The following is a 24972-nucleotide window of genomic DNA, read 5'->3' as shown; positions in this document are numbered from 1 at the left end:
GTGGCATTTGACGGTTTGGTTTTAAAAGCGCTGATAAATGAATTTAATATAAAATTAAAAGACTTACGAATTGATAAAATTTATCAGCCCGAAAAAGACGAAATAGTTTTATCACTAAGAGGTTATAAGGAAAACTATAAATTGTTCATTAGTGCCGATTCTAATTATCCAAGAATAAATTTAACAAAAAACAGTTATGTAAATCCTGACACACCTCCGCTTTTTTGTATGCTCCTTAGAAAACATATTTCATCGGGGAAAATTTTATCATTTACCCAAGCCGGAACTGACAGAGTATTAAAAATTGGCATAAGTTCTTATAATGAACTTGGCGATGCTGTAACAAAATATCTTGTTGTAGAAATAATGGGAAGGCACAGTAATATAATCCTTTTAAATAGTGATAATACTATAATTGATTGTGTAAAGCATATTGACTTTACTGTGTCATCTAAAAGGCAATTGTTGCCGGGACTTGTATATGAAAACGCACCCGAGCAGGATAAAAAATATTTCAGTGAATATAACGAAGATGAAATAAGAGATATATTATATTCAGACAATGAGATTAATGCCGATAAATTTATGATTGATAATTTTGTTGGAATATCTCCCATTGTTTCGCGAGAAATCGCGTACAAAGGTTTAAACTCTTGTAAAGAAATTCTTTTAAAAAATGACCTTATAAAGAAAGCAACCTTATTTAATCAAATAAAAATGTCTTTAGCTGAATTTAAAAACAATAACTATACACCTAACATATTATATGATTCATTTGGTACACCGAAGTTTTTTTCAGTAATAAAACTTGAACAATACGGAGAACTTTATAAAAGAGTTTATTTTGACAGTCCAAGTGAAATGATTGATAATTTTTATAATGAACTTCATTTTTCACGAAAGATCAAAATAAGAAGTCAGAATTTAACTAAACTTATAAATAACCATATAGAAAAAATAAAGAAAAAAATTGATATACACAACGATATAATTCTAAATAAAGATAAGTATGATGAATATAAGTTGAAAGGAGAACTTTTATCTGCTAACATATATATGTTAAAAGGAGGAGAAAAGTCTGTAAACCTTTATAATTATTATTCAAATGAAGATATAACAATAGAACTTGACGAAAAACTTTCGCCATCAAAAAATATTGAAAAATATTATAAACTATATAAAAAAGGGCAAAAGGCAATAGAAACAGCAGTTTTACAAATAGAAAAATCAAAAAATGAATTGATATATCTTGAAGGCGAACTTGCTTTCTTAGAAAAAGCTCAGTCACAAAAAGATATTGATGATATAAAAGATGAATTATCAAATGAGGGATATATAGAAACTAACAAAAAGAATATAAATAAGAGAAAAAAACAGGAAAAATTAGATATAATGTCCTTTATTACCGAAGATAGTTTTGAAATTTTAGTAGGTAAAAACAGTAAACAGAATGAATATATCACATTCAAACTATCTAAAGGAAATGATTTATGGTTTCATGTAAAAAATTATCCCGGTTCTCATGTACTTTTAAAATATAAAGGTTGTGACTTTTCAGAATCTGCAATTTTAAAAGCTGCAGAATATGCAGGTTTCTTTTCAAAAGATTCTAATGATAAAATAACAGTTGATTATACCAATATAAAATATGTTAAAAAGATTCCCGGAGGAAAACCCGGGATGGTAACATATACTAATTATAAAACAATAATTGTATCTAAAAAACAAAACCAGAAAAACGGAGAAGATTTAAATGATTAAGAATTTAACATTACTTGCAGATTTTTATGAATTTACAATGTCGCAAGGATATTTTGACAGCGGACATAAAGATACTATTGTTACATTCGATATGTTTTTCAGAAAAGTGCCGGATAATGGCGGATATGCTATTTTTGCAGGTTTAGAACAGTTTATTGAATACCTTTCAGATTTAAAGTTTGAAGATGATGACATAGAATACTTAAGAAGTAAAAAGATATTCAGTGAAGGTTTTTTAGAATATCTTAAAAATTTTAAGTTTGAATGTGATATATGGGCTGTTAAAGAAGGTACTCCTGTTTTTCCTAACGAACCATTAGTTGTTGTAAGGGGACCTGTCATTCAGGCTCAACTTATTGAAACAATGCTGCTTTTAACTGTTAATCACCAATCATTGATTGCGACTAAAGCATCACGAATTGTACGAGCCTCAAAAGGCAGGGCAGTTATGGAATTCGGTTCCAGACGTGCTCAGGGAAAAGACGGTGCAATATACGGAGCCAGAGCAGCATACATTGGGGGTTGTGTTGGAACATCCTGTTCAATAACTGATAAAATGTTTAATATTCCTGCGCTTGGAACAATGGCACACAGTTGGGTTCAAATGTTTGACAGTGAATATGAGGCTTTTAAAACATACGCAAATATTTTCCCGAATGATTGCACACTCCTTATTGATACTTATAATGTCATAAAATCAGGTCTTCCTAATGCAATAAAAGTTTTTAATGAAGTTGTTGTTAAAAAAGGATATAGACCCAAAGGTGTCAGAATTGACAGCGGAGATATAACATACTTAAGTAAAAAAATCAGAGAAGAACTTGACAAAAATGGTTTTTATGATGTGAAAATTATTGCGTCAAATTCTCTTGATGAAATAATTATAAGGGACACTTTAGATCAAGGAGCTAAAATTGATACATTTGGTGTTGGGGAAAGGCTTATTACATCAAAGTCAGAACCTGTTTTTGGCGGTGTATACAAATTAGTATCAGTATTTAAGGATTGTAAAGAAATCCCGAAAATTAAAATCAGCGAAAATGTAGGTAAAATTACAAATCCTTCTTTTAAAAATCTTTACAGACTTTACGACAATAAAACAAAAAATGCAATAGCTGATGTTATAACACTTCATGACGAAGTTATAGATGAAAAATCACCTTATGTTTTATTTGATCCGGAATATACATGGAAGAAAAAAACCATAGTTGATTTCAAAGCAGAAAAATTGCTTGTAAAAATAATGGATAAGGGTAAACTTATATATGATGTTCCCAAACTTGATGATATAAGAGAATATAGTATAAATGAACTTTCTAAGATTTGGGATGAAGTTAAAAGATTTGAAAATCCTCATAAGTATTATGTAGACTTATCTCAAAACTTATGGAAAATTAAACAAAATCTTTTAGAAGAAAATTCAAAATAAAAGGAGTGTAAATATTATGGAACTAAAAAAACAAATTTTAAGCATTGTTGAAAAAGATGCTAAACTTACTAATGAAGAAATTGCAGTTATGGTTGCAACAGATGAAAAAACTGTTGAAGAAATAATGAATGAATTTGAAAAAGAAAAAATTATTTTCGGTTCAAAAACTTTAATTGACTGGGATAAAATAGGAGATGACAGAGTTACTGCATATATAGAACTGAATGTTACTCCTGAACAGGGTATGGGGTTTGAAAAAATTGCTGATAATATTATAAGAGAATTTCCTCAGGTTTCATCTGTGACTCTTATGTCGGGTGGTTTTGATATTTTAGTTGAAATTGATGGAAACAGTATGAAAGATATCGCCCTCTTTGTTGCTGAAAAAATTTCTCCAATGACGGGAATTATTTCAACAAAAACACATTTTGTTTTAAGAAAATATAAACAAGATGGAATAGTATTAAACAAAAAAAAGACTGATGAAAGAAGAGTGATTTCGCTTTGAGCAATATTAAAGAACCAAAAGACTTTCTTTCAAATGTTGTAAAAAATATACCTCCGTCAGGAATAAGAAAGTTTTTTGATATAGTAAATGAAATGGAGGATGCTATTTCTTTAGGAGTTGGAGAACCTGATTTTGTTACACCTTGGCATATAAGAAATGCAGGGATTGAATCTTTAAAAGATGGTCATACATACTACACATCCAACTGGGGATTAATGGAACTTCGTGAAGAAATTGCTAATTGCTATTTAAGGAAATATAATATAAAATACAATCCTAAAAATGAAGTATTTGTTACAGTTGGAGGCAGTGAAGCAGTTGATGCTGCAATAAGAGCATTAATTGAACCGGGTGATGAAGTTTTAATTCCTGAACCTTCTTTTGTTTGTTATAAACCTTGTGTTAATCTTATAGGAGGAACACCTGTTACAATAACTACTAAAGAGGAAAATAATTTTAAACTCACAAAAGAAGAACTGATAGAAAAAATAACAGATAAAACAAAACTTCTTATTCTTTCATATCCAAACAATCCGACTGGTGCTATAATGACAAAAGAAGACTTAGAGGAAATTATAGAAGTAATAAAAGATAAAAACATAATGGTAATATCTGATGAAATATATTCAGAACTTACATACGAAAAAGAACATGCATCTATTGCACAGTTTCCTGAAATGAAAGAAAAAACCATTGTTATTAACGGATTTTCAAAATCTTATGCCATGACAGGCTGGAGATTAGGATATGCGCTTGGCAACAAAGATATCATAGCTGCTATGATTAAAATACATCAGTATGCTATTATGTCTGCTCCAACTACAAGTCAATATGCAGCAATCGAAGCGTTAAAATACGGAGACGGCGATATTGAAATGATGAAAAGAGAGTATAATATAAGAAGACGTGTTTTAGTTGATGGGCTTAATAAACTTGGTCTTTCATGTTTTGAGCCGTTAGGGGCATTTTATGTATTTCCATGTATAAAATCAACAGGTCTTTCATCAAATGAATTTTGCGAAAAACTTTTGGAAAAGGAAAAACTGGCAGTTATTCCGGGAAATGCATTTGGTGAGTGCGGAGAAGGTTATGTTAGAATTTCTTATGCATATTCACTTGACAAAATCAAGAAAGCACTTAAAAAAATAGAAAGTTTTGTTAACTATATTAAACAGGAAGTAAGGTAAAAAATATGGCTATAAATATTGTACTCGTTGAACCTGAAATTCCTCAGAATACAGGAAATATCGCAAGAACATGTGCAGCAATCGGAGCAACACTTCATCTTGTAAAACCGCTTGGCTTTTCTATAGACGACAAGCATGTTAAAAGAGCAGGGCTGGATTACTGGCATTTACTTGATATTAAAGTATATGAAAACATTGACGAGTTTATGGAAATAAATAAAGATAAAAGAATGTATTTCGCAACAACAAAAGCAGATAAAACATATTGTGATATTTCATATGAAGACAATTCATTTATTTTATTTGGTAAGGAAACCAAAGGACTTGATGAAAAACTGCTTTTTGATAATATGAAATATGCAATGCGTATACCTATGATTTCTGATGCAAGAAGCCTTAATTTATCAAACTCAGTTGCAATTATTGCTTATGAAGCAATGCGTCAGCATAATTTTAAGGAACTTAAAAATACCGGAAAATTGACAAAATATTAAAATGTGTTAATAATTTAACATATTTTGTTGAAATTTTTGAAAAAATATAGTAAAATATTAAAAGTGTGATAAAAATGTATTTTTAAATAAAGAAAAATTTATGAGGTGATATTATGTTAAACAAAAAATCAGTAGAAGACCTTCAGGTTAGCGGAAAGAAAGTTTTAGTACGTGTAGATTTTAATGTTCCGCTTGATGAAAACAAAAATGTTACTGACGATAATAGAATTGTCGGTGCATTACCAACAATTAAATATTTAATTGATAATAATGCAAAAGTTATTCTTTGCAGTCATTTAGGAAGACCAAAGGGAGAATTTAATGAAAAATACAGTTTAAAACCTGTAGTAAAAAGACTGGCTGAACTTTTAGGCAAAGATGTTAAAATTGCTGAAGATGTTATCGGTCCTTCTGCAAAGAAACTTGCAAATGAACTAAAAGAAGGAGAAGTTCTTGTTTTAGAAAATGTCAGATTCCACAAAGAAGAAACTGATAATGACAAAGAATTCTCAAAAGAATTAGCATCAATGGCTGATTTATATGTTAATGATGCGTTTGGTACAGCGCACAGAGCACACGCATCAACAGCAGGTGTTGCCGAATTTTTACCTTCAGCATGCGGTTACTTAATTAAAAAGGAAATTGATATTATGGGTAAAGCTTTATCTAATCCTGCAAGACCTTTTGTTACAATCTTAGGTGGAGCAAAAGTTTCTGATAAAATCGGTGTTATCACAAACTTAATTGAAAAAGTTGATGCACTTGTTATCGGTGGAGGTATGGCATATACTTTCTCTAAAGCGTTAGGTGGTAATATCGGAGATTCAATTTGTGAAGACGATAAAGTTGAACTTGCAAAAGAACTTATTAAAAAAGCAGAAGAAAAAGGCGTTAAACTTCTTTTACCAGTTGATAATGTTTGCGGTAAAGAATTTAGCAATGATACTGAAATTGTACTTGCTGATGCAGGTAAAATTCCTGACGGATATCAGGGACTTGATATTGGCGAAAAATCAGTTGCTTTATTTGAAGAAACATTAAAAGATGCTAAAACTATTATATGGAATGGACCTATGGGCGTATTTGAATTTTCTAATTTTGCAAATGGTACAAAATCAATTGCTAAAATTGTGGCTGAAGCAGATGCTGTAACAATTATCGGAGGCGGTGACTCTGCTGCTGCAGTTGAACAACTTGGTTTTGCTGATAAAATGACCCATATTTCAACAGGTGGAGGCGCTTCTTTGGAATTCTTAGAAGGTAAAGTTCTTCCTGGAATTGATGTATTAAATGACAAATAAGACGGAGGAATAAAACCATGAGAAAAATTTTAATTGCAGGAAACTGGAAAATGAATAAAACAGTTAGTGAAACTGTTACTTTAGTTGAGGAAATTACAAAAAAAGTTACTGAACCTAACTGTGACGTTGTTATATGTGTACCATATACAAGTATATCAGATGCTGTAAAATTAACAAAAGGAACACCTGTTAAAGTAGGTGCTCAAAACATGCATTTTCTTGATAACGGAGCATATACAGGTGAGATTTCAGCAGATATGCTTTTAGAACTTGGCGTAACTTATGTTATTATCGGTCACTCAGAAAGAAGAGAATATTATAATGAAACCGATGAAACAGTTAATAAAAAAGTATTAAAAGCAATTGAAAAAAATCTTATTTCTATTGTTTGCGTTGGTGAAACTTTAGAACAAAGAGAAAACAACGAAACTCTTGGATTAGTTAAAGGTCAGGTTGAAAAAGCACTGAAAGACGTATCTATAGAAGATATTAAAAAAGTAGTCTTTGCTTATGAACCGATCTGGGCTATAGGAACAGGTAAAACTGCTACATGTGAACAGGCAAATGAAGTTTGCAAATATATCAGAGAATGTGTAAAAGATCTGTATAACGAAGAAATTGCTAATGAAATCAAAATTCTTTACGGCGGCAGTATGAATGTTAAAAATGCAGATGAATTATTGAAAGAACCTGATATCGATGGTGGCTTGATTGGCGGAGCATCATTAAAATCAGAAGATTTTTCTAATATAGTGGACTTTTGTTAATTTGAAAGGATAAATTAATATGAAAAAACCTATAGCACTTCTTATCCTTGACGGATATGGGTATAATAAAACTGAAAAGGGAAATGCTATCTTTGCCGCAGGAGAAGGTAACATCAGTGGATATTTAAAAAAGTATCCTAATACATTATTATCTGCCAGCGGTATGGATGTCGGACTACCTGATGGTCAAATGGGTAACTCTGAAGTAGGGCATACAAATATTGGTGCAGGAAGAGTTGTATATCAGGAACTTACAAGAATAACAAAATCTATTTCAGACGGCGATTTTTTTGAGAAGAAAGAGTTCTTAGATGCAATAAAAAACTGTAAAGATAATAATACTGCACTTCATTTAATAGGTCTTTTATCAGACGGCGGTGTTCATTCTCATAACCAACACCTTTATGGACTTTTAAAACTCGCAAAAGATAATGGCCTTACAAGAGTATATGTTCACGCTTTACTTGACGGAAGAGATGTTCCTCCTTCAAGTGGAATTGATTATATTAAAGAATTAGAAGAAAAAATTAAAGAAACAGGCGTAGGTAAAATAGCAACTATTATGGGAAGATACTATGCTATGGACCGTGACAACAGATGGGAAAGGGTTCAGAAAGCATATGATGCAATGGTGCTTTTAAAAGGAGATAACGCACCTGATGCAGTAACTGCTATTGAAAATTCATATAAAAATGAAGTGGTGGACGAATTTGTTATTCCTTGTGTAATTGATGGCGCTGAAGCAATTGAAGAAAACTCTTCTGTTATTTTCTTTAATTTCAGACCTGACAGAGCAAGAGAAATTACAAGAACTTTTGTTGACGAAAACTTTGATGGTTTTAAAAGAGAAAAAGGATTTTTCCCTGTAAAGTATGTTTGCTTCACACAGTATGATGCAACGATGCCTAATGTTTCAGTTGCATTTAAACCTGAAGAACTTATTAATACATTCGGTGAAATAGTAAGTAAAAAAGGTTTGAAGCAATTAAGAATTGCAGAAACCGAAAAATATGCACATGTAACTTTCTTCTTTAACGGTGGTAAAGAAGAAGTTTACGAAGGGGAAGACAGGTGCCTTATTGCATCTCCTAAAGTTGCAACTTATGACATGCAGCCTGAAATGTCTGCGTATGAAGTTAAGGATAATGTTATTGAGCGTATTGAAAAAGATATGTATGATGTTATAATTCTTAATTTTGCAAACTGTGATATGGTTGGTCATACAGGTGATTTTGATGCAGCGGTAAAAGCTGTAAAAGCAGTCGACGATTGCGTTGGTCAGGTTATTGATAAAATTATCGAAAAAGGTGGAGTTGCATTAATTACAGCTGACCATGGTAATGCTGATCTTATGTGGAACGAAGAACAGGGAGTTGTTACTGCCCATTCAACAAATCCTGTGCCACTTATTATCATTGGTGAAGATAATATAAAATTAAAAGAAGGAAGAATTTCTGATTTATGCCCTACAATGCTTGATATAATGGGTATTGAAAAACCTGCAGAAATGACAGGAACTTCCTTAATTGTTAAATAATTTTTTAATAAATAACTTGTAAAAATATTATATATATAGTATAATTATAATATGATATTATCCTAATTTTATTAGGTTAATATACCATTCCGTACTAGCTGGGGAGTTAGCGGTGCCCTGTACCTGCAATCCGCTATAGCAGGGGTGAATATCATTATGAGGGTATTAATAGTGTGGCTGGTGTTTGTAAGTAGTGATGAAGATTTGGTCTTATGCAATACTATGTTGTGAACCTCGTCAGGTCGGGAACGAAGCAGCGATAAGCAATTTTTAGTATGTGCCCTAAGGTTGCCGAATCCGAGCCGGCTGCAAAAGTTCCGCATATTATTGATATTCGAGTTTTGATTGTACGGTTTTTTATATTAATATACTCATATGGGAGGTAAATATGGCATATCAGGCTTTATACAGGAAATGGAGACCGTCTGTTTTTGAAGATGTTGTCGGTCAGGACCATATTGTAGAAACATTAAAAAATCAAATAAATAATAAGAAAATTGCTCATGCCTATTTATTTTGCGGTTCAAGAGGAACAGGGAAAACTTCTACTGCTAAAATTTTTTCAAGAGCAGTTAATTGCGAAAACCCTGTAAACGGAAATCCCTGTAACGAATGTGATACATGTAAAGGTATTTTAAATAACAGTATTTTTGATGTTATTGAAATTGACGGTGCATCAAACAATAAAGTTGACGATATAAGAAATATAAGAGATGAAGTAGTTTATCCTCCTGCAAATGCAAAATATAAAGTTTATATTATAGACGAAGTTCATATGCTTACAACTGAAGCATTTAATGCACTTTTAAAAACTTTAGAAGAACCTCCTCATTATGTTATTTTTATTTTAGCAACAACTGAATTTCATAAAATACCTGCAACTATAATTTCCCGTTGCCAGAAATTCGATTTTAAGAGAATTACATATAACGATACAGCAATGCGTATAAGAAAAGTTGCAGAGGCTGATAATATTGATGTAACTGAGTCCGCAGTTAAACTTATTGCTAAAGCGGCAGATGGCTCTTTAAGAGATGGTCTTAGTAAGTTAGATCAATGTCTTGCTCTTGGTATATCTAAAATAGACTATAAAAATGTTGCAAATATAATTGGTGCTTCCGATCCCGAATTTTTATCAGATTTTTGTGATTTGATTATAGATGAAAAATTAGGAGAAGCGCTTAAAATGCTTGATAGCGGTATAAACATGGGGATTGATACCTTAAGGCTTTATACAGATGTTATTGATTATTTCAGAGATCTTATGATGATTAAAACATCTGATGATTACTCTCTTATAATAAACAATGAACAAGAAGTTTTAGATAGGTATAAATCACAATGCGAAAAACTTACGTTGCCAAGAATACTTAAAATAATAGAAATATTATTTGAAGGCCAGAATATTGCAAAATACTCTGCATCTCCAAAACTATCATTTGAAACTGTTCTTTTAAAAATTGCTTCTAAAAATACGGACACGGATATAAATTCTTTACTGGAAAGAATTTCTGTTCTTGAAGAAAAAATTAAAAAACTAACTTCAAATAGTTTTGTCATTCAACCTGAAATAAAAACCGAAGAGGTTGAAATAAAAGAAACCGGTATAACTATGGAAAATGATAAAGACGATGGCTTTATCTTTGAGGATATTAAAAATACTGAAAATGATGTAGAGGAAGAATATAATTTTTCTTCAGAGTATGAGGAAGATGAAAACAGTATAGAAGGTTATTCTATTCCTGATTTTTCTTTCCCAGATTATGAAGATGTAAATATTACAGACGAGCCTCAAAAAATAACACTTGAAGAAGAAAAAGAAACGATAAAAGAAGAAATCAAAGAACCTGCAGAAGAAAATAACAACAATGATATTTTATCATATATTAAACTTAACTTTAAAGATTTTAGTGTTAATATATCAAAAAAAGATATTGCTTTTGATAATATAATGTTATCAACTAAAATTACAGTTGACAAAACAGGTTTAATATTTATTTTTGATAATAAAACAAAATTGGATATTGCAAGTAATAATAAATATGATATTATAATAAAAGAGGCAATATTCGATACATATAATATTAACGTTTCTGTTAAGTTTCAAGGTCTTACACTTGTTAAAGAAGATGTAAAAAACGAAGACCCTATTGACGATTTATTCAAACTTGCAGAACAAAATCAAATTATATTTAATTTAGAAGATTAGGAGTGAATTACTATGGCAAAAGGAAGATTCCCAATGGGTGGAATGCCCGGAGGAAATATGAATAATATGATAAAACAAGCACAAAAAATGCAAGAAAACTTAATTAAAGCACAGCAGGAAATTGAAGAAGCCACCTATGATATTTCAACAGGCGGAGGAGCAGTAAACTTAACAATCAACGGAAATAACCAGATAACAAAAATTTCAATTAACCCTGATGTTGTTGATCCTGATGATGTTGAGATGTTAGAAGACCTTATAATGAGTGCATTTAACGAAGCAGTAAAAAAAGTTGAAAAAGAAAAAACAGAAAAATTAGGCAGATTAACCGGCGGAATGGGAAATTTGGGCGGTTTATTCTAATTTGGGGGAAATATGAATTATTTTGTAGCACCGCTTGCAAAACTTATTGATGAATTCAATAAATTACCCGGAGTGGGGAAGAAATCAGCACAAAGACTTGCTTTTTACATTTTATCAAAAGATTATTCTTATGTTAAAAACTTTTCCGATGCATTACTTTGTGTTAAAGAAAAAGTTAATTTTTGCGAAAAATGTTTTAATGTAACTGATAAAACAATATGTGATATATGCCACGATCCTAAAAGAAATCAAAATGTAATTTGTGTTGTTGAAAATCCAAAAGATGTTATTGCAATGGAAAACTTAAATGAATTTAAAGGCGTATATCATGTTTTACATGGTGTTATCAGCCCTCTTAACGAAATAGGTCCTGATGATATAAAGATTAAGGAACTTGTTGACAGGGTTGCAAAAGGAGATGTCGAAGAAATAATCCTTGCAACCAATCTTAATGTAGAAGGGGAAACAACAGCAATGTATATTGCAAAACTTTTAGGAAATTTCTGCAATAATATTACACGACTGGCTAATGGATTACCTGTTGGTTCTGATATCGAATATGCAGATGAAGGGACTCTTCTTAACGCTTATGAAGGAAGGAGAAAGGTTTAAAAATGCAGACAAAAATTAAACTTGGAAAAAGTAAATCTATATCATTTTTAAAGCTTCCTTTTGATTTTTTTGAAAACCATTTTCAGAAACTTTCTCCTGAAACTATTAAAGTTTATTTATATCTTACATATCTTTGTACGCTTGGCGAAGTGGAAATAAATGAAACAGAAATTGCAAAAAAACTTTCCTTAACAAAAAAGGATATTACATATTGTTATAACGAACTTAAAGAAAATAATTTAATGGTTTTAAATAAAGAAACTTCTGATTTTGAACTTGTAAATCTTGGAGAATTTTATAAAAATTATTCAAAATTATCTTTAGGGGAATCAAAAAGCGAAATAAAAGACAAGGTAAATAATATAAAACTTGATGAAGAATTAAAAAAGAAAATAAGTTTTATAGAAGATATATATGGTAAAGAACTAACTCAGAATGATATGCTTGATATTTATGAAATTCTCAATTCACATAAAGTACCATATGATGTTTTGATTTGTGCAATAGAATATTCTATTTCAAAAAATATAAAAAATTTCAATTATATATCAAAAATTGCTATCAACTGGAAAGAACTGGGATTAACAAGTTATGAAAGTTGCGAAAAATATATTTCAAATGAAAACATTAAAGATGAAAATCTTTACCGTAACCTTAAACTTATGTTTAAACTATCACGTGATTTTTTTGATGTAGAAATCAAATATATTGACGATTGGTACTATAATAAAAATAAAACTCTTGATGAAATTAAAAAAGCTTTTGAATCAACTATTTTAAATACTGGAAAATTATCTTTTCCATATATGAATTCAATACTTACAAACGAAAATACAGAAGTCAAAATAAATAAAACCAAAAAGAAGAATGAATTAAATAACTTTACAGAAAGAGAGTATGATTCTTCTGATGTTTTATCTGCTTTAAGAAAAAAACAAAATAGTTAAAAAGAGGTGTTTTAATGCCATACAATAGTAAAATATACCAAATGGCAAAAACCGTTTTAGAAAACAAAAGAGAAAAAAATCAATATTTACTTGAAAAAAGAAGAGAAGAAATTACAAATAAATTACCCCAGTATTTAGAAGTAAAAAACAAAACCTTGTCTTTATTTAATGGTTATATGAAAAATTCAAGTACATATTCTAAAGAACAAACTGAAGAAATTAAAGAAAAAATTAAGCAATGTGAACTCGAAAGAAAAAAAATTCTTAAAGATAACGGATATAATGAAAACTATCTTGAATCTATATATGATTGTCCGGATTGTAAAGATACAGGATATATAAATAATAAACAATGTGATTGTTTAATTAAGATTTTAAATGAAATTGCAAAAAAAGAATCACGTCTTTCTTATATGATAGACGAACAGAATTTTGAGCATTTTAACCTTGATATATATTCTGATAAAATATCTTCTAAAAATGATATTTCACCAAAAGAAAATATGAAAAAAATATTATCTTTTGTTAAAAAATTTATAGATAATTTTGATAATATAAGCACAAAATCTCTTTTATTTACCGGAAGCACAGGAGTAGGAAAGACTTATCTTTCAAGTTGTATAGCAAAAAAAATGCTTGATAAAGGAAAGAATGTTCTTTATCAGTCTTCTGCTAAATTATGTGAAATATTAGAAGAATATAAATTTAACAGAGAAAATGCCATTTACGATACAATTAATATTGTTAGGGATATTTATGATATTGATTTGCTTATAATAGATGATTTTGGTACAGAATTCAAAACATCATACACACTGACTGCGATTTTTGAACTGATTAATTCCAGAATTGTAAATAACAAAAAAACCATAATATCAACAAATCTGTCTATAATTGAACTAAAAGATATTTACAGCGAAAGATTGTTTTCAAGATTTATAGGAGAATTTGATATTTTAGAATTTATTGGTGAAGATTTAAGAATGAAAAATTTTCTAAATAATCAATAAAAAAATATATTGAATAATACTGTATTATATGATATCATATAAATATGACTTACATACAAAGGAGGATCAATATGAAAAAAACAAAAAAATTCTTATCAATTCTATTATGCGTAAGCCTATTCTTCTCGATGCAGGTTTTTGCACTTAATTTTCCAGATGTAGCAGAAGATAACAACAACGGCGAAGCAATTGACGTTTTATCATCACTTGGAATTATTAAAGGCTACGAAGACGGACAGTTCAAACCTGACAAAGAGGTTACAAGAGCTGAATTAACATCTTTACTTATGAGATTATTAAACTTAAGTATAACAGGCACAGAAGTTGCTGACTCAGGTTATACTGACGTTGCAAATAATCATTGGGCAGTATATGATATTAAAACAGCAAGTAATATGGGTATAATTAAAGGTTTTGGTGACGGAACTTTTGGACCTGAAGCACCTGTTACTTTTGAACAGGCAGTTAAAATGGTTGTTGCAATGCTTGGTTACGAAAGTGTTGCTATAGATAAAGGTGGATGGCCTGAAGGTTATGTAACACAAGGCAGAGATTTAGGACTTATTAAAAATGCAGAAATGGCACAAACTCAGCCTGCACCAAGAAAAATCATAGCACAAATTCTTTATAATGCACTTGAAGTTGACTTAATGGAAAAGAAAAATGGTGAAGAATCTTATTATATAAATCAAGGTCACAATTTACTTACTGATTATATGAAAATTTCAAAAGTTACAGGTATGGTAACAGCAAATTCAACTACCAGACTTGATAACAACGAAAGCCAACTTCCTGAAGATAAAATCGAAATTACATCTGGCGGAATTGTTAAAGACTATAAAGTAGGTAATTTCGAAGAAATTAAAGATATGGTTGGTTTATCTGTAATTGCGTATGTTAAATATGATGAATATAATGTTAACCAGGTTATTCAACATTTTATGTCTAAATCTGAACTTAATGAAGTAGTTATTGCTCCAAAAGACGTAAATATTTTTAATGCCGCAAATATTTCTGTTACAAATGAAACTACCGGTAGAACAATAAATTATAAATTAAGTGATAATGCGGTTTATATGTATAACGGAAAAAATATCGCAAAAAATGATTTGTTTTCTAACAACTTACATATTCCAACAATCGGTTCAATAAAAATAATTGACTCAGGTTCAGGATATGATTATGTTGAAATTGAAAGTTATAAAAACTATCTTGTAAAATCTGTTGATACATCAGAATACTTAGTATATGTTGATAATACAGTAGGGGACACAAATGTTTCTTCAATTAAAGTTCCTGTTGATGACAAATTAGATTATGTAGTTTCAATTAAAAAGGGAACAAGTAATTTAACATTATCAGGTATCAAAAAAGGAAATATTATTTCAGTAAAACAAACTATACCAACATTACAAGCAGGTATTCAGAATATTGGAATTTTAGTTTCAGATACTAAAAAAACCGGTAAAATTACTGAAGAAGGTACAGATTATGTTGTTTTAGATTCTAAACAATATACTATATCTCCATTTATTCAGGGAACAGATTTAGGAAATAAAATTGTTTATAACGCAAGCGGTACATTTTATATAGATGCTTTTGACAGTATTGCTTATGCTGAATTTTCTACAGGTAATACATATAAATACGGTTATGTAATAAATGCAGGTATAAAAACATCAGGTGACGGAAATGAAGCAAATATCAGACTATTTGATTATACTTCAGGTTCATCTGTATTATACGACTTTTATCAAAGAGTAACTGTTGACGGAACTCCTACAACAGATATGCAAGACGTTATGACTGCATTAATAAACGGTGCAACAACTGTTGGTTATAATTCTGATGCTGCAAATTACACATATGCACAGCCAATTAAATATGTACTTAATAATCAGGGTAAAATCATTGAAATTATAACAGTTAATTCTGCTACTGATAAATCTATGAATATTATTTATCAGGATAATGATGGCGAAGCAAAATATAATTCTACAAATAAATATTTTAGTTTAGATAGTGGAAACAAATTAGTTGATTCTAAAACAATTGTATTTGAAGTACCTAATGACAGATTCTCAGCAAATGATTATGCAAAACGTACATATTCAAACTTTAAAAACAACTTTACTTATGACGTTTTAGTAATCGGTGAAAGTGAATCAGGAGCTGCTAATATTGTTATTGCTTATGAACCTAATGTTGAAAAAGATGTTAACTATTCAACACCTACATATATTGTAAAAGACATGAAAGATGTTTTAGTAAGTGATGAATTAAAAACTCAGTTAACATTAATCAACTTCCAGAACGGAAATGAAGCGACTGCATATTGTCCTGTAGCAAATAAATCTTATATTGCAAATGTTGATATAGGTGATGTAATTAGATTTGGTAAAGAAACAAATGGCGATATTAATGAAAATGTATATGTTTATCTTGATATAAGCGAAGCAAAAGCAGGAAATGCACCACAGCTTATTACAGGTCACACAAATACAGATAAGGAAAAATTAACTACAACTTCTGAGTATCCACTTAGAAAAGTTATGTTAAGTTCATCTTACACCTATTATGATCCCGATAGATCAATTTCATTAATAGACGGCATATATGCGTATATCTTTGCTACACCTTATAGCATTTCAGAAACAGGACTTGAAATAACTGAATTAATTCCTGGCGAAAATGGATTTAATAATGATTTAGATAGTGATAATGTATATGATAAGCCAGATGTAATTAACTTAACAGCATCATCGTCAACAATGTTCTTCACAATCAATAGTTCAAATGAAATTACTGCAACTAAAGGTTCAGGTGAAGATAATAATGTATTAGGAACAATTCTTTCTTATAAAGATCATCCTGATAAATGGGATTATGTGTTCACATATATTGTTGATGAATCATTAAAAGCAGTTTATGTTATCAAAACAAATAACTAATTGTAATCTATAACTGATATTTTTAAAAAACAGCCTGAAAATAATATTCAGGCTGTTTTTAATATATTCTAATATTAATATTAAATCTATTTTTTCATTTTAATATTTTTATACAAAATTTTTATTTTGTATAAAAATTTATATTAAAGAAAACACAATTCCCTTTGAAATAATATAGATAAATCATTTAATATAGTACTAAAAATAATTCTTTCCTTTCATAACATATTATTATGATATAAAATTAAATCTAAAAATTTAGTGATAAAATTTATTTAATATTTATATAATTAAAATAAATTTTAACTTATGTGTAACAATTTAATATTAAAAAATTTAAATAAAAAAATTTTTAATAACCATTGGTATTTAAGAAAAAATTTAAAACAGATTTTTTATTTCCTTTTATTAGATGTAATTGCTGATTTAATTGTTTTTTATTTAAATCAGTTTTTATATAATTAAACATTTTTAATCATTCAATTATTATATAAAATAATATTTTATGTTGTTATCATACTGCCCTGTATTTTACTTTCTTTCTTTTTTTACCGTAAACGAACACAATAAGCAATACTACTATCTAAAAAATTAATGTTTATATATAGCAAACGCCACCATTGTTATTTTTTTAACAATGGTGGCGTTCACACAATATTTCTATTTTAAAAGATTACTTAAGTTTTAAATCTTAAATAAATAATCTTTAAAACCTATTTTTTTAATTAAATTTTCATATTCATCAAATTTATAACATAAATTATCTTTACTATGGCTGTCACTTGATAAAATTACCTTTCCTCCCCTTTTATATATATACTCAAGAAGTGGTAAGTCAGGATAAGCATTTGTGCGGTATCCTTTTGAAATTGCCCCTGTATTAAGTTCAAAAGGCTTATTATAGGAAATTAACTTATCGATAGCATTTCGTGCAATAGAGAGGTATTTTTCCCCTCTCATATCAAACAACTCATTATTTTCATTATATTTTGTTATTAAATCAAAATGCCCTATAATATCTGCGCCTGTTTTATTTACAATATCAGCCATATTGTTATAATAATCCTCAGCAAATAACAAATAGTCATTATGATAATATTCTTTTACTAAATTTATTGTATATTCTTTTTTATAATCAATTGATAAGTATTTATTATCTTTATACACATAATGACAAGAACCGATTATATAATCAAAATCATCTTTGGAGATATCGGAATAATAGTCCATTTCAATACCAAGATAAATATCAATTTTACTTTTATATTTACTTTTAAGTCTTTTTACTTCCTCTTTGTATTCCTGCAATCTATCCAAAGGTACACAATAACTTAAATCAAATTCGGTATAACTATGGTCAGAAAAACCTATTTTTTGAAGTTTTAGATCTATTCCCGCTTTCACAATATCTTCCAACATATTTTTCCCGTCAGATGCTGTACTGTGAATATGAAAATCCTGTAAAATCATTTTGTCATTTTCTCCTGTTTAACTTTATGGTCGATAATATGTCTGGACGCGAGTTCTTTGTGAATATCTTCATAAGAAATGCCCATTTCTACCATAAGAACCATAACGTGATATGCAAGGTCCGCTATTTCATAGATAGTTTCTTTTTTATCATTTGCTTTTCCTGCAATGATTACTTCAGTAGATTCTTCTCCAATTTTTTTTAATATTTTATCAATTCCTTTTTCAAAAAGATAGGTTGTATAAGAGCCTTCTTTTTTTTCTGCCTTTCTGGATTTTAAAAGTTCAAGAAGACTGGTTAAAGAGAAATCTGATAATTCTTCATTTTTATAAATTTCATTTTCAAAACAACTGTCATTTCCCAAATGGCACGCAGGACCATCTTTGTTTACAACAACAACTAAAGCATCATTATCGCAATCTGCAGTAATAGATACAATATGTTGATAATTCCCACTTGTTTCGCCTTTTAACCATAATTCATTTCTTGAACGGGAATAAAAACAAGTTAATTTTTTCTCCATTGATATTTTAAGACTTTCTTTGTTCATATACGCTAATGTAAGTACTTTTTTTGTTACTTCATCAACTACTATGGCAGGAATAAGCCCTTTTTCGTCAAACTTTAAATTATCTATATTTATCATTTTTATAACCTCACATCTATATTATTTCGTCTAAGTTCTTCTTTTAAATTTTTAATATCTACTTCTTTAAAATGGAAAATTGAAGCAGCAAGACCGGCATCAACTTTAGGTACATTATGAAAAAGTTCTGTAAAGTGAGAAACCTTTCCGGCACCTCCTGATGCAATAACAGGAACCGAAACATTATTACATACTTTATCCAAAAGTTCTAAATCAAATCCTTGTTTAACGCCATCCGTATCTATTGAATTTACAACTACTTCCCCTGCCCCAAAGTCAACACATTTTTTTATCCATTCTATTCCGTCAAGTCCTGTATTTTCTCTTCCGCCTTTAGCGAAAACTTTAAAATTTCCATCAACTCGTTTTATATCAGCAGATATAACAACACACTGACTCCCATATTTTTTAGCTGCCTCTTTAATAAGATCAGGATTTTTTATCGCACCCGAATTTACACTGACTTTGTCAGCGCCACACTTTAAAACCCTGTCAAAATCATCAATAGTATTTATACCTCCACCTACGGTTAAAGGAATAAAAATATTTCTTGCAACTTCTTTTAAAATATCAGTAAAAAGTTTTCGGCCCTCAAAAGATGCAGTTATATCATAAAAAACAAGTTCATCAGCACCAGATTTACTGTAATACTTTGCAAGTTCTATTGGCGAAGAAACGTCTGAAATTCCTTCAAAATTAACACCTTTTACAACACGCCCGTCACGAACATCTAAGCAAGGAATAATTCTTTTTGTAATCATTTTGCTGCCACCTCAATTGCTTCTCTTAGTGAAATTGCTTTTAAGTAGTATGCTTTACCAATGATTGCTCCGTATATATCAAGTTCAGATAGTTTTTTAATATCATCAATTGATGATACACCACCCGAAGCAATAATATTCGCATTATATTTTAAAGATAAATCTTTATACAGTTCTAAATTAGTCCCTTGCATTGCTCCATCTTTAGAAATATCTGTGCAAATAAATGTAGTTACACCAAAATTAATCATTTTTTCTATAAACACATCTATAGTATACTGAGATTTTTCGGTCCAGCCTTTTATTGCCACAAAACCGTCTTTAATATCTATTCCAACAGCAATTTTTTCTTTATATTTTGAAACTGCATTTTTTAATAACTCTTCATCACATACTGCTGAAGTTCCAAGTATCACTCTGTTAACACCCGAAGAAATATATTTATCAATAACTGAAATACTTCTTATTCCCCCACCTACTTCAATAAATAAATCTGTATTTTTTGCTATATCAGTTATAATTCCAATATTTGGTGTATTTCCGTCCTTTGCGCCTTCTAAATCTACAATATGAACGAATTTTGCGCCCTCGTTTTCGAAATCTTTTGCAATGGATAAAGGATTATCACTATAAACTGTCATATTATTATAATCGCCTTTATATAAGCGAACTGCTTTTTTATCATATAAATCTATTGCAGGAAAAATGTTCACTTTTTATACCTCCCATTCACAAAATGCCTTTAAAATATTAAGACCTACATCACCGCTTTTTTCAGGATGAAACTGACATCCCATTACATTATCTTTGGCAACAGCGGCAGTAATGGGGGCGCCATATTCAGTATATGCAATTACTGAGTCGCAAAAAGCACCGTAATATGAATGAACAAAATATACATAATCTTCTTCTTTAATATATTTAAATAAAGGATGTTTTTCATTGTTAAATTTTAAATAATTCCATCCTATCTGAGGAACTTTATAATCTTCGGGAATTATTTCTTTTATAGGTCTTACTTCGCCCTTAATAAGTCCCAGTCCTTCATATTCTCCATTTTCAAAACTTTTTTCAAAAAGCATTTGCATTCCAAGACAAATACCAAGAATCGGCTTTTTGTTATTAGCTTCCTCAATTATTAAATCAAACAAGGAAGAATCTTTTAATTTCTTTACTGCATCACAAAATGCCCCAACTCCGGGAAGAATAATTTTTGATGCTTTTTTTATAACATCTATATCGCCCGAAATTACAGTTTCTGCCCCGATTGAATCAAGAGAACTTTTAAGTGAAAATAAATTTCCGACACCATAGTCAATTATAACTATCATTATAAAACCCCTTTCGTTGAAGGAATTTCATCACGATATTTTTTACTCAAACAAACTGCTTTTCTTAAACTTCTTGCAACTGATTTAAAAGCGCCCTCAATAATATGATGAGAGTTTTTACCATCGAGCTGTGAAATATGCAATGTACATTTTGCACACCTTACAAATCCCAAGAAAAATTCTTCAACAAGTTCAGTATCAAAAGTACCAATTCTTAAAGAAGGAATAGAAAGTCCATATCCTAAATATGCACGTCCAGATAAATCAACTGCAGAAAGAATAAGACTTTCGTCCATAGGAAGTATCATATATCCATATCTTAATATTCCTTTTTTATCAGATAATGCTTCATTAAATGCTTCACCTAAGCAAATTCCGACATCTTCTACTGTATGGTGATAATCAACATAAGTATCTCCATCGCATTTTATGGTAAGGTCAAATTTACCATGACTTGCAAACAGTGTTAACATATGATCTAAAAAACCGCATCCTGTATCGATGTTGCTTATTCCGGTACCATCTAAATTTAAGTTTAATGAAATTTTTGTTTCATTTGTATTTCTTATAATTTCACTTGTTCTCATTTTGCTCCTCCAGGATTTTTTTAATATTACAAACAAGAATTTGCATTTCTTTTTTCGTTCCGATTGTTATTCTTAAATAATCTCTAATTCTTTCATCTTTAAAATGCCTTACAAGTATATTTCTTTTTCTTAGTTCGTTATAAAGAGTTTCTCCACTTATAGCATTATGCTTTGCAAATATAAAATTAGCAGTTGAATCAGGAAAAGAAAAACCTAAATCAGCTAATTGATTTTTAAGATATTCCCTGTTTTCGCAGATAATTTCAATATTCTTTTTTGTGTATTTCTCGTCACATAAAACACCATATCCTGCTGCCATCGTCATTCGATTAATATTATAGGGGTTAGTCGAATATCTTATCATATTTAAATCTTCAATTATTTTTTTACTTGCCACACCAAAACCAAGCCTTGCACCCGCCATAGACCTTGATTTAGAAAATGTACCTGTAACAAGCAGATTATCATAATAATCTATAAGTTTAATTGAACTTTCATTACCAAAGTCAATATATGCTTCGTCTATTACAACAATATTATCCTTATTGTTTTTTAATATTTCTTCAATTTTTTCAAGTGTAAGATATAAACCTGTCGGCGCATTAGGATTAGCAATAAAAATAGTTTTAGATAAATTAAAATAATCTTTTATATCAATTGAAAAATCTTCTTTTAATGGAATTTCTAAAAAATCTATTCCATTTAGTTTTGCAAAAACTTTATAAAATCCGTAAGTAATATCAGGAAACACAACCGAAGTTTTGCTATCACAATAAGCCATAAAAGCAAAATTTAATATTTCATCCGAACCGTTCGTAACAATAACATTCTCATCCTTAACACCAAGTACTTCAGATAGTTTTTTTACAAGAAAAGAACATTCAGGATCTGAATATAAATTTAATTTGTCGAGTTCTTTTTTTGCAAACTTACTCGCTTTTTTTGATGGTTTAAACGGAGATTCATTTGTATTTAATTTTATAAGATTGTTAATTTTCGGCTGTTCTCCCGGAACATACGGAGAAAGTGTTTCAAATCTTTTACTTAAAAATTTACTCATTTTTATTCCTCAAATCTTATTAAAGCACTTTTACCATGAGCAGTAAGACCTTCTTTTTGTGCAAACAAAGATATATCTTTATATACCCTGCTAAGTGCATCTTTAGTATAGTATGTATATTGTGTTTTCTTAATAAAATCGTCAACTGAAAGCGGACTTGAAAATTTAGCAGTACCACTTGTAGGTAAAGTATGATTAGCGCCTGAATAATAGTCACCTAATGCTTCAGGACAATATCTTCCCATAAAAATTGAGCCTGCATGACGTATTTTATCAAGATAATCAAAAGGATTATCAACGCATAACTCAAGATGTTCAGGAGCAATCTCATTTGATAATTCAATTGCAGATGCTAAATCATTGCAAACTATGATTTTACCATAATTTTCTATTGATTCTCTTGCAATTTCTTCCCTTGTAAGAAATGTAAGTTGTTTTTCAATTTCTTCCTGAACTTTTTTTGCAAGTTCTGTTGAATCGGTTATTAAAACAGCATTGGCAAGTTTATCATGTTCTGCCTGAGATAAAAGGTCTGCTGCAACATAAGATGGATTACTGTTTTTATCTGCAATTACTAAAATTTCGCTTGGCCCTGCAATCATATCGATTGATACCATACCAAAAACCTGTTTTTTAGCTTCGGCAACATAAGCATTACCCGGTCCCACTATTTTATCAACTTTTGGTATTGTTTCTGTACCATATGCAAGAGCGGCAATAGCTTGTGCTCCACCTACTTTAAATATCCTGTCAACCCCTGCAATTTTAGCAGCAGCAAGTATAACAGGGTTTATTTTACCATTTAAATCAGGAGGTGTTACCATAACAACCTCTTTGCATCCTGCAATTTTAGCAGGAATTGAATCCATTAAAACAGTAGATGGATAAGCTGCAGTTCCACCCGGAACATATAAGCCTGCGCTGTCAACAGGAATAATTTTTTGCCCCATCACAATACCATCTTCATCATTTATAATAAAACCGTTTCTTACCTGTTTTGAATGGAATTTAGTAATATTCTTTGCTGCTTTTTTAAGTACATCTATAAAATCTTTAGAAACATTATTATAACCTTCTTCAATTTCTTCTTTTGTAACTTCTAAAGAAGATAATTTTGCTTTATCAAACTTTTCGCAGTAGTAGAATAAAGCCTTATCTTTGTTTTCTTTAACATTATTAATAATATCAGTTACAATTTGTGACACGTCAACAGTATCAGTAGTTCTGGAAAATATTTCATTTTTGGATACTTTGTTATATTCTAATATTTTAATCATTTTTTTCCTCCGTAAGAGATTTTAAGGAAGCGGTTATTTTTTCTATTATTTCATTTTTGAATTTAAAATTTGCCTTATTTGCAATAAGTCTTGCACTAATCGGAATAATGTCCTCAACAACACATAAATCATTTTCTTTAAGAGTTGTACCTGTTTCAACAATATCAACAATAACATCGGACAAGTCAAGAATAGGTGCAATTTCTATCGAACCATTAAGATGAATTATGTCAATATCCATTCCTTTTTTTGAATAAAAAGATTTAGCAATATTTTTAAACTTTGTAGCAACACGTATAGTTTTTTTATCTTCGTAAGAAAAATCTTTTTTAGCGGCAACTGCCATTTTACATTTACCGATTTTTAAATCTAAAAGTTCATATATATCAGGGGTATATTCAAGTAAAATATCCTTACCGGCAACACCTATATCCGCAGCACCACGTTCAACATATATGGCAACATCTGACGGTTTAACCCAGAAAAATCTTAATTTCAATTCATTGTTTTCAAATATAAGCTTACGGTTGTTTTCTTTTATAGACGGGCAATCATATCCCGACTGTTCAAACATTGAATATACTTTCTCGCCTAATCGACCTTTAGGCAAAGCAATATTTAACATATTAAATTCTCCTTAAATCCTGTCTAAAACATCAAGATATACTGCAAATCCAATTGCATTAGATTTTTTACCCATTTTGTTCATAAGTTTATCATATTGGCCACCTGATAAAACTCCCTCAGGTACACCATTTATAAA

At 29.8% G+C, this 24972-nt stretch carries 24 protein-coding genes and 1 other RNA gene; 15 read left to right on the top strand and 10 right to left on the bottom strand.

What is annotated here, in order from left to right:
• The 15 genes from E7419_02650 to E7419_02580 all read left to right on the top strand — a co-directional run bounded on the left by E7419_02650 (position 1) and on the right by E7419_02580 (position 17076).
• The gene (locus tag E7419_02650) at positions 1–1761 is read left to right on the top strand and encodes a fibronectin/fibrinogen-binding protein (protein ID MBE7014090.1); all 1761 of its coding nucleotides are present in this window, start codon (positions 1–3) and stop codon (positions 1759–1761) included.
• A complete protein-coding gene (locus tag E7419_02645) occupies positions 1754–3190 on the top strand; it encodes a nicotinate phosphoribosyltransferase (protein ID MBE7014089.1) in 1437 nt (478 codons plus the stop codon). The genes E7419_02650 and E7419_02645 overlap by 8 nt, the downstream gene beginning before the upstream one ends.
• Positions 3191–3206: 16 nt before the next feature.
• Positions 3207–3698: an Lrp/AsnC family transcriptional regulator gene (locus E7419_02640; protein MBE7014088.1), complete on the top strand. Its 492-nt coding sequence runs from the start codon at positions 3207–3209 to the stop codon at positions 3696–3698.
• A gap of 92 nt (positions 3699–3790) precedes the next feature.
• Positions 3791–4885: an aminotransferase class I/II-fold pyridoxal phosphate-dependent enzyme gene (locus tag E7419_02635; protein MBE7014087.1), complete on the top strand. Its 1095-nt coding sequence runs from the start codon at positions 3791–3793 to the stop codon at positions 4883–4885.
• A gap of 5 nt (positions 4886–4890) precedes the next feature.
• The gene (gene trmL, locus E7419_02630; GenBank protein MBE7014086.1) at positions 4891–5379 is read left to right on the top strand and encodes a tRNA (uridine(34)/cytosine(34)/5-carboxymethylaminomethyluridine(34)-2'-O)-methyltransferase TrmL; all 489 of its coding nucleotides are present in this window, start codon (positions 4891–4893) and stop codon (positions 5377–5379) included.
• A 113-nt stretch (positions 5380–5492) separates the two neighbouring features.
• Positions 5493–6680, top strand: coding sequence for a phosphoglycerate kinase (locus E7419_02625; protein MBE7014085.1), 1188 nt, complete (start codon positions 5493–5495; stop codon positions 6678–6680).
• Positions 6681–6697: 17 nt separating this feature from the next.
• Positions 6698–7447 (top strand): triose-phosphate isomerase, encoded by a 750-nt coding sequence (locus E7419_02620; GenBank protein ID MBE7014084.1) that lies wholly within the window; start codon positions 6698–6700, stop codon positions 7445–7447.
• Between the two features lie 19 nt (positions 7448–7466).
• Complete coding sequence (locus E7419_02615; GenBank protein ID MBE7014083.1) at positions 7467–8984, top strand: 2,3-bisphosphoglycerate-independent phosphoglycerate mutase; 1518 nt, start codon at positions 7467–7469, stop codon at positions 8982–8984.
• An 89-nt stretch (positions 8985–9073) separates the two neighbouring features.
• Positions 9074–9337, top strand: an RNA gene (gene ffs, locus E7419_02610) — signal recognition particle sRNA large type.
• 35 nt (positions 9338–9372) lie between these two features.
• A complete protein-coding gene (dnaX, locus tag E7419_02605; GenBank protein MBE7014082.1) occupies positions 9373–11193 on the top strand; it encodes a DNA polymerase III subunit gamma/tau in 1821 nt (606 codons plus the stop codon).
• Between the two features lie 12 nt (positions 11194–11205).
• The gene (locus tag E7419_02600) at positions 11206–11556 is read left to right on the top strand and encodes a YbaB/EbfC family nucleoid-associated protein (GenBank protein MBE7014081.1); all 351 of its coding nucleotides are present in this window, start codon (positions 11206–11208) and stop codon (positions 11554–11556) included.
• 12 nt (positions 11557–11568) lie between these two features.
• Positions 11569–12168, top strand: a complete 600-nt coding sequence (gene recR / locus E7419_02595) for a recombination protein RecR (protein MBE7014080.1) — start codon at positions 11569–11571, stop codon at positions 12166–12168.
• Positions 12169–12170: 2 nt separating this feature from the next.
• Entirely contained in the window at positions 12171–13115 is a 945-nt protein-coding gene (locus tag E7419_02590) for a DnaD domain protein (protein ID MBE7014079.1), read from the top strand.
• A 14-nt stretch (positions 13116–13129) separates the two neighbouring features.
• Positions 13130–14125 (top strand): DNA replication protein DnaC, encoded by a 996-nt coding sequence (locus E7419_02585; GenBank protein ID MBE7014078.1) that lies wholly within the window; start codon positions 13130–13132, stop codon positions 14123–14125.
• Positions 14126–14169: 44 nt separating this feature from the next.
• Entirely contained in the window at positions 14170–17076 is a 2907-nt protein-coding gene (locus E7419_02580; protein MBE7014077.1) for an S-layer homology domain-containing protein, read from the top strand.
• Positions 17077–17760: 684 nt separating this feature from the next.
• Here the strand turns inward: E7419_02580 and E7419_02575 are convergent.
• The 10 genes from E7419_02575 to E7419_02530 form a co-directional block, all read right to left on the bottom strand.
• Positions 17761–18546 (bottom strand): histidinol-phosphatase HisJ family protein, encoded by a 786-nt coding sequence (locus E7419_02575; GenBank protein ID MBE7014076.1) that lies wholly within the window; start codon positions 18544–18546, stop codon positions 17761–17763.
• Positions 18543–19193: a bifunctional phosphoribosyl-AMP cyclohydrolase/phosphoribosyl-ATP diphosphatase HisIE gene (locus tag E7419_02570; GenBank protein MBE7014075.1), complete on the bottom strand. Its 651-nt coding sequence runs from the start codon at positions 19191–19193 to the stop codon at positions 18543–18545. The genes E7419_02575 and E7419_02570 overlap by 4 nt, the downstream gene beginning before the upstream one ends.
• A gap of 2 nt (positions 19194–19195) precedes the next feature.
• On the bottom strand, positions 19196–19954 hold the full coding sequence (hisF, locus tag E7419_02565; protein MBE7014074.1) for an imidazole glycerol phosphate synthase subunit HisF: 759 nt from the start codon (positions 19952–19954) through the stop codon (positions 19196–19198).
• On the bottom strand, positions 19951–20667 hold the full coding sequence (gene hisA / locus E7419_02560) for a 1-(5-phosphoribosyl)-5-[(5-phosphoribosylamino)methylideneamino]imidazole-4-carboxamide isomerase (protein ID MBE7014073.1): 717 nt from the start codon (positions 20665–20667) through the stop codon (positions 19951–19953). The genes hisF and hisA overlap by 4 nt, the downstream gene beginning before the upstream one ends.
• Positions 20668–20670: 3 nt before the next feature.
• Entirely contained in the window at positions 20671–21285 is a 615-nt protein-coding gene (gene hisH / locus E7419_02555; GenBank protein MBE7014072.1) for an imidazole glycerol phosphate synthase subunit HisH, read from the bottom strand.
• Positions 21285–21872 (bottom strand): imidazoleglycerol-phosphate dehydratase HisB, encoded by a 588-nt coding sequence (hisB, locus tag E7419_02550; protein ID MBE7014071.1) that lies wholly within the window; start codon positions 21870–21872, stop codon positions 21285–21287. Before hisB ends, hisH begins: the two co-directional genes overlap by 1 nt.
• Positions 21859–22932 (bottom strand): histidinol-phosphate transaminase, encoded by a 1074-nt coding sequence (locus E7419_02545; protein MBE7014070.1) that lies wholly within the window; start codon positions 22930–22932, stop codon positions 21859–21861. Before E7419_02545 ends, hisB begins: the two co-directional genes overlap by 14 nt.
• Before the next feature lie 2 nt (positions 22933–22934).
• Complete coding sequence (gene hisD, locus E7419_02540) at positions 22935–24209, bottom strand: histidinol dehydrogenase (protein MBE7014069.1); 1275 nt, start codon at positions 24207–24209, stop codon at positions 22935–22937.
• A complete protein-coding gene (locus tag E7419_02535) occupies positions 24202–24834 on the bottom strand; it encodes an ATP phosphoribosyltransferase (protein MBE7014068.1) in 633 nt (210 codons plus the stop codon). The genes hisD and E7419_02535 overlap by 8 nt, the downstream gene beginning before the upstream one ends.
• A 12-nt stretch (positions 24835–24846) precedes the next feature.
• Positions 24847–24972 (bottom strand): hypothetical protein (locus E7419_02530; protein ID MBE7014067.1); only part of this gene is annotated, 126 nt, incomplete at its 5' end.

The sequence above is a fragment of the Oscillospiraceae bacterium genome (assembly GCA_015068525.1).
Classification (GTDB): domain Bacteria; phylum Bacillota; class Clostridia; order UMGS1840; family HGM11507; genus SIG450.
Note: the sequence above shows the minus strand (reverse complement) of the source record. Positions and strands in the feature narration are given on the sequence as shown.

Excerpts from the sequence above, each read along its gene's own strand:
- E7419_02645 (MBE7014089.1), top strand. The coding sequence starts at position 1,754 with ATGATTAAGAATTTAACATTACTTGCAGATTTTTATGAATTTACAATG.
- E7419_02640 (MBE7014088.1), top strand. The coding sequence starts at position 3,207 with ATGGAACTAAAAAAACAAATTTTAAGCATTGTTGAAAAAGATGCTAAA.
- E7419_02635 (MBE7014087.1), top strand. The coding sequence starts at position 3,791 with ATGGAGGATGCTATTTCTTTAGGAGTTGGAGAACCTGATTTTGTTACA.
- trmL (MBE7014086.1), top strand. The coding sequence starts at position 4,891 with ATGGCTATAAATATTGTACTCGTTGAACCTGAAATTCCTCAGAATACA.
- E7419_02625 (MBE7014085.1), top strand. The coding sequence starts at position 5,493 with ATGTTAAACAAAAAATCAGTAGAAGACCTTCAGGTTAGCGGAAAGAAA.
- E7419_02620 (MBE7014084.1), top strand. The coding sequence starts at position 6,698 with ATGAGAAAAATTTTAATTGCAGGAAACTGGAAAATGAATAAAACAGTT.
- E7419_02615 (MBE7014083.1), top strand. The coding sequence starts at position 7,467 with ATGAAAAAACCTATAGCACTTCTTATCCTTGACGGATATGGGTATAAT.
- dnaX (MBE7014082.1), top strand. The coding sequence starts at position 9,373 with ATGGCATATCAGGCTTTATACAGGAAATGGAGACCGTCTGTTTTTGAA.
- E7419_02600 (MBE7014081.1), top strand. The coding sequence starts at position 11,206 with ATGGCAAAAGGAAGATTCCCAATGGGTGGAATGCCCGGAGGAAATATG.
- recR (MBE7014080.1), top strand. The coding sequence starts at position 11,569 with ATGAATTATTTTGTAGCACCGCTTGCAAAACTTATTGATGAATTCAAT.
- E7419_02590 (MBE7014079.1), top strand. The coding sequence starts at position 12,171 with ATGCAGACAAAAATTAAACTTGGAAAAAGTAAATCTATATCATTTTTA.
- E7419_02585 (MBE7014078.1), top strand. The coding sequence starts at position 13,130 with ATGCCATACAATAGTAAAATATACCAAATGGCAAAAACCGTTTTAGAA.
- E7419_02580 (MBE7014077.1), top strand. The coding sequence starts at position 14,170 with ATGACTTACATACAAAGGAGGATCAATATGAAAAAAACAAAAAAATTC.
- E7419_02575 (MBE7014076.1), bottom strand. The coding sequence starts at position 18,546 with ATGATTTTACAGGATTTTCATATTCACAGTACAGCATCTGACGGGAAA.
- E7419_02570 (MBE7014075.1), bottom strand. The coding sequence starts at position 19,193 with ATGATAAATATAGATAATTTAAAGTTTGACGAAAAAGGGCTTATTCCT.
- hisF (MBE7014074.1), bottom strand. The coding sequence starts at position 19,954 with ATGATTACAAAAAGAATTATTCCTTGCTTAGATGTTCGTGACGGGCGT.
- hisH (MBE7014072.1), bottom strand. The coding sequence starts at position 21,285 with ATGATAGTTATAATTGACTATGGTGTCGGAAATTTATTTTCACTTAAA.
- hisB (MBE7014071.1), bottom strand. The coding sequence starts at position 21,872 with ATGAGAACAAGTGAAATTATAAGAAATACAAATGAAACAAAAATTTCA.
- E7419_02545 (MBE7014070.1), bottom strand. The coding sequence starts at position 22,932 with ATGAGTAAATTTTTAAGTAAAAGATTTGAAACACTTTCTCCGTATGTT.
- hisD (MBE7014069.1), bottom strand. The coding sequence starts at position 24,209 with ATGATTAAAATATTAGAATATAACAAAGTATCCAAAAATGAAATATTT.
- E7419_02535 (MBE7014068.1), bottom strand. The coding sequence starts at position 24,834 with ATGTTAAATATTGCTTTGCCTAAAGGTCGATTAGGCGAGAAAGTATAT.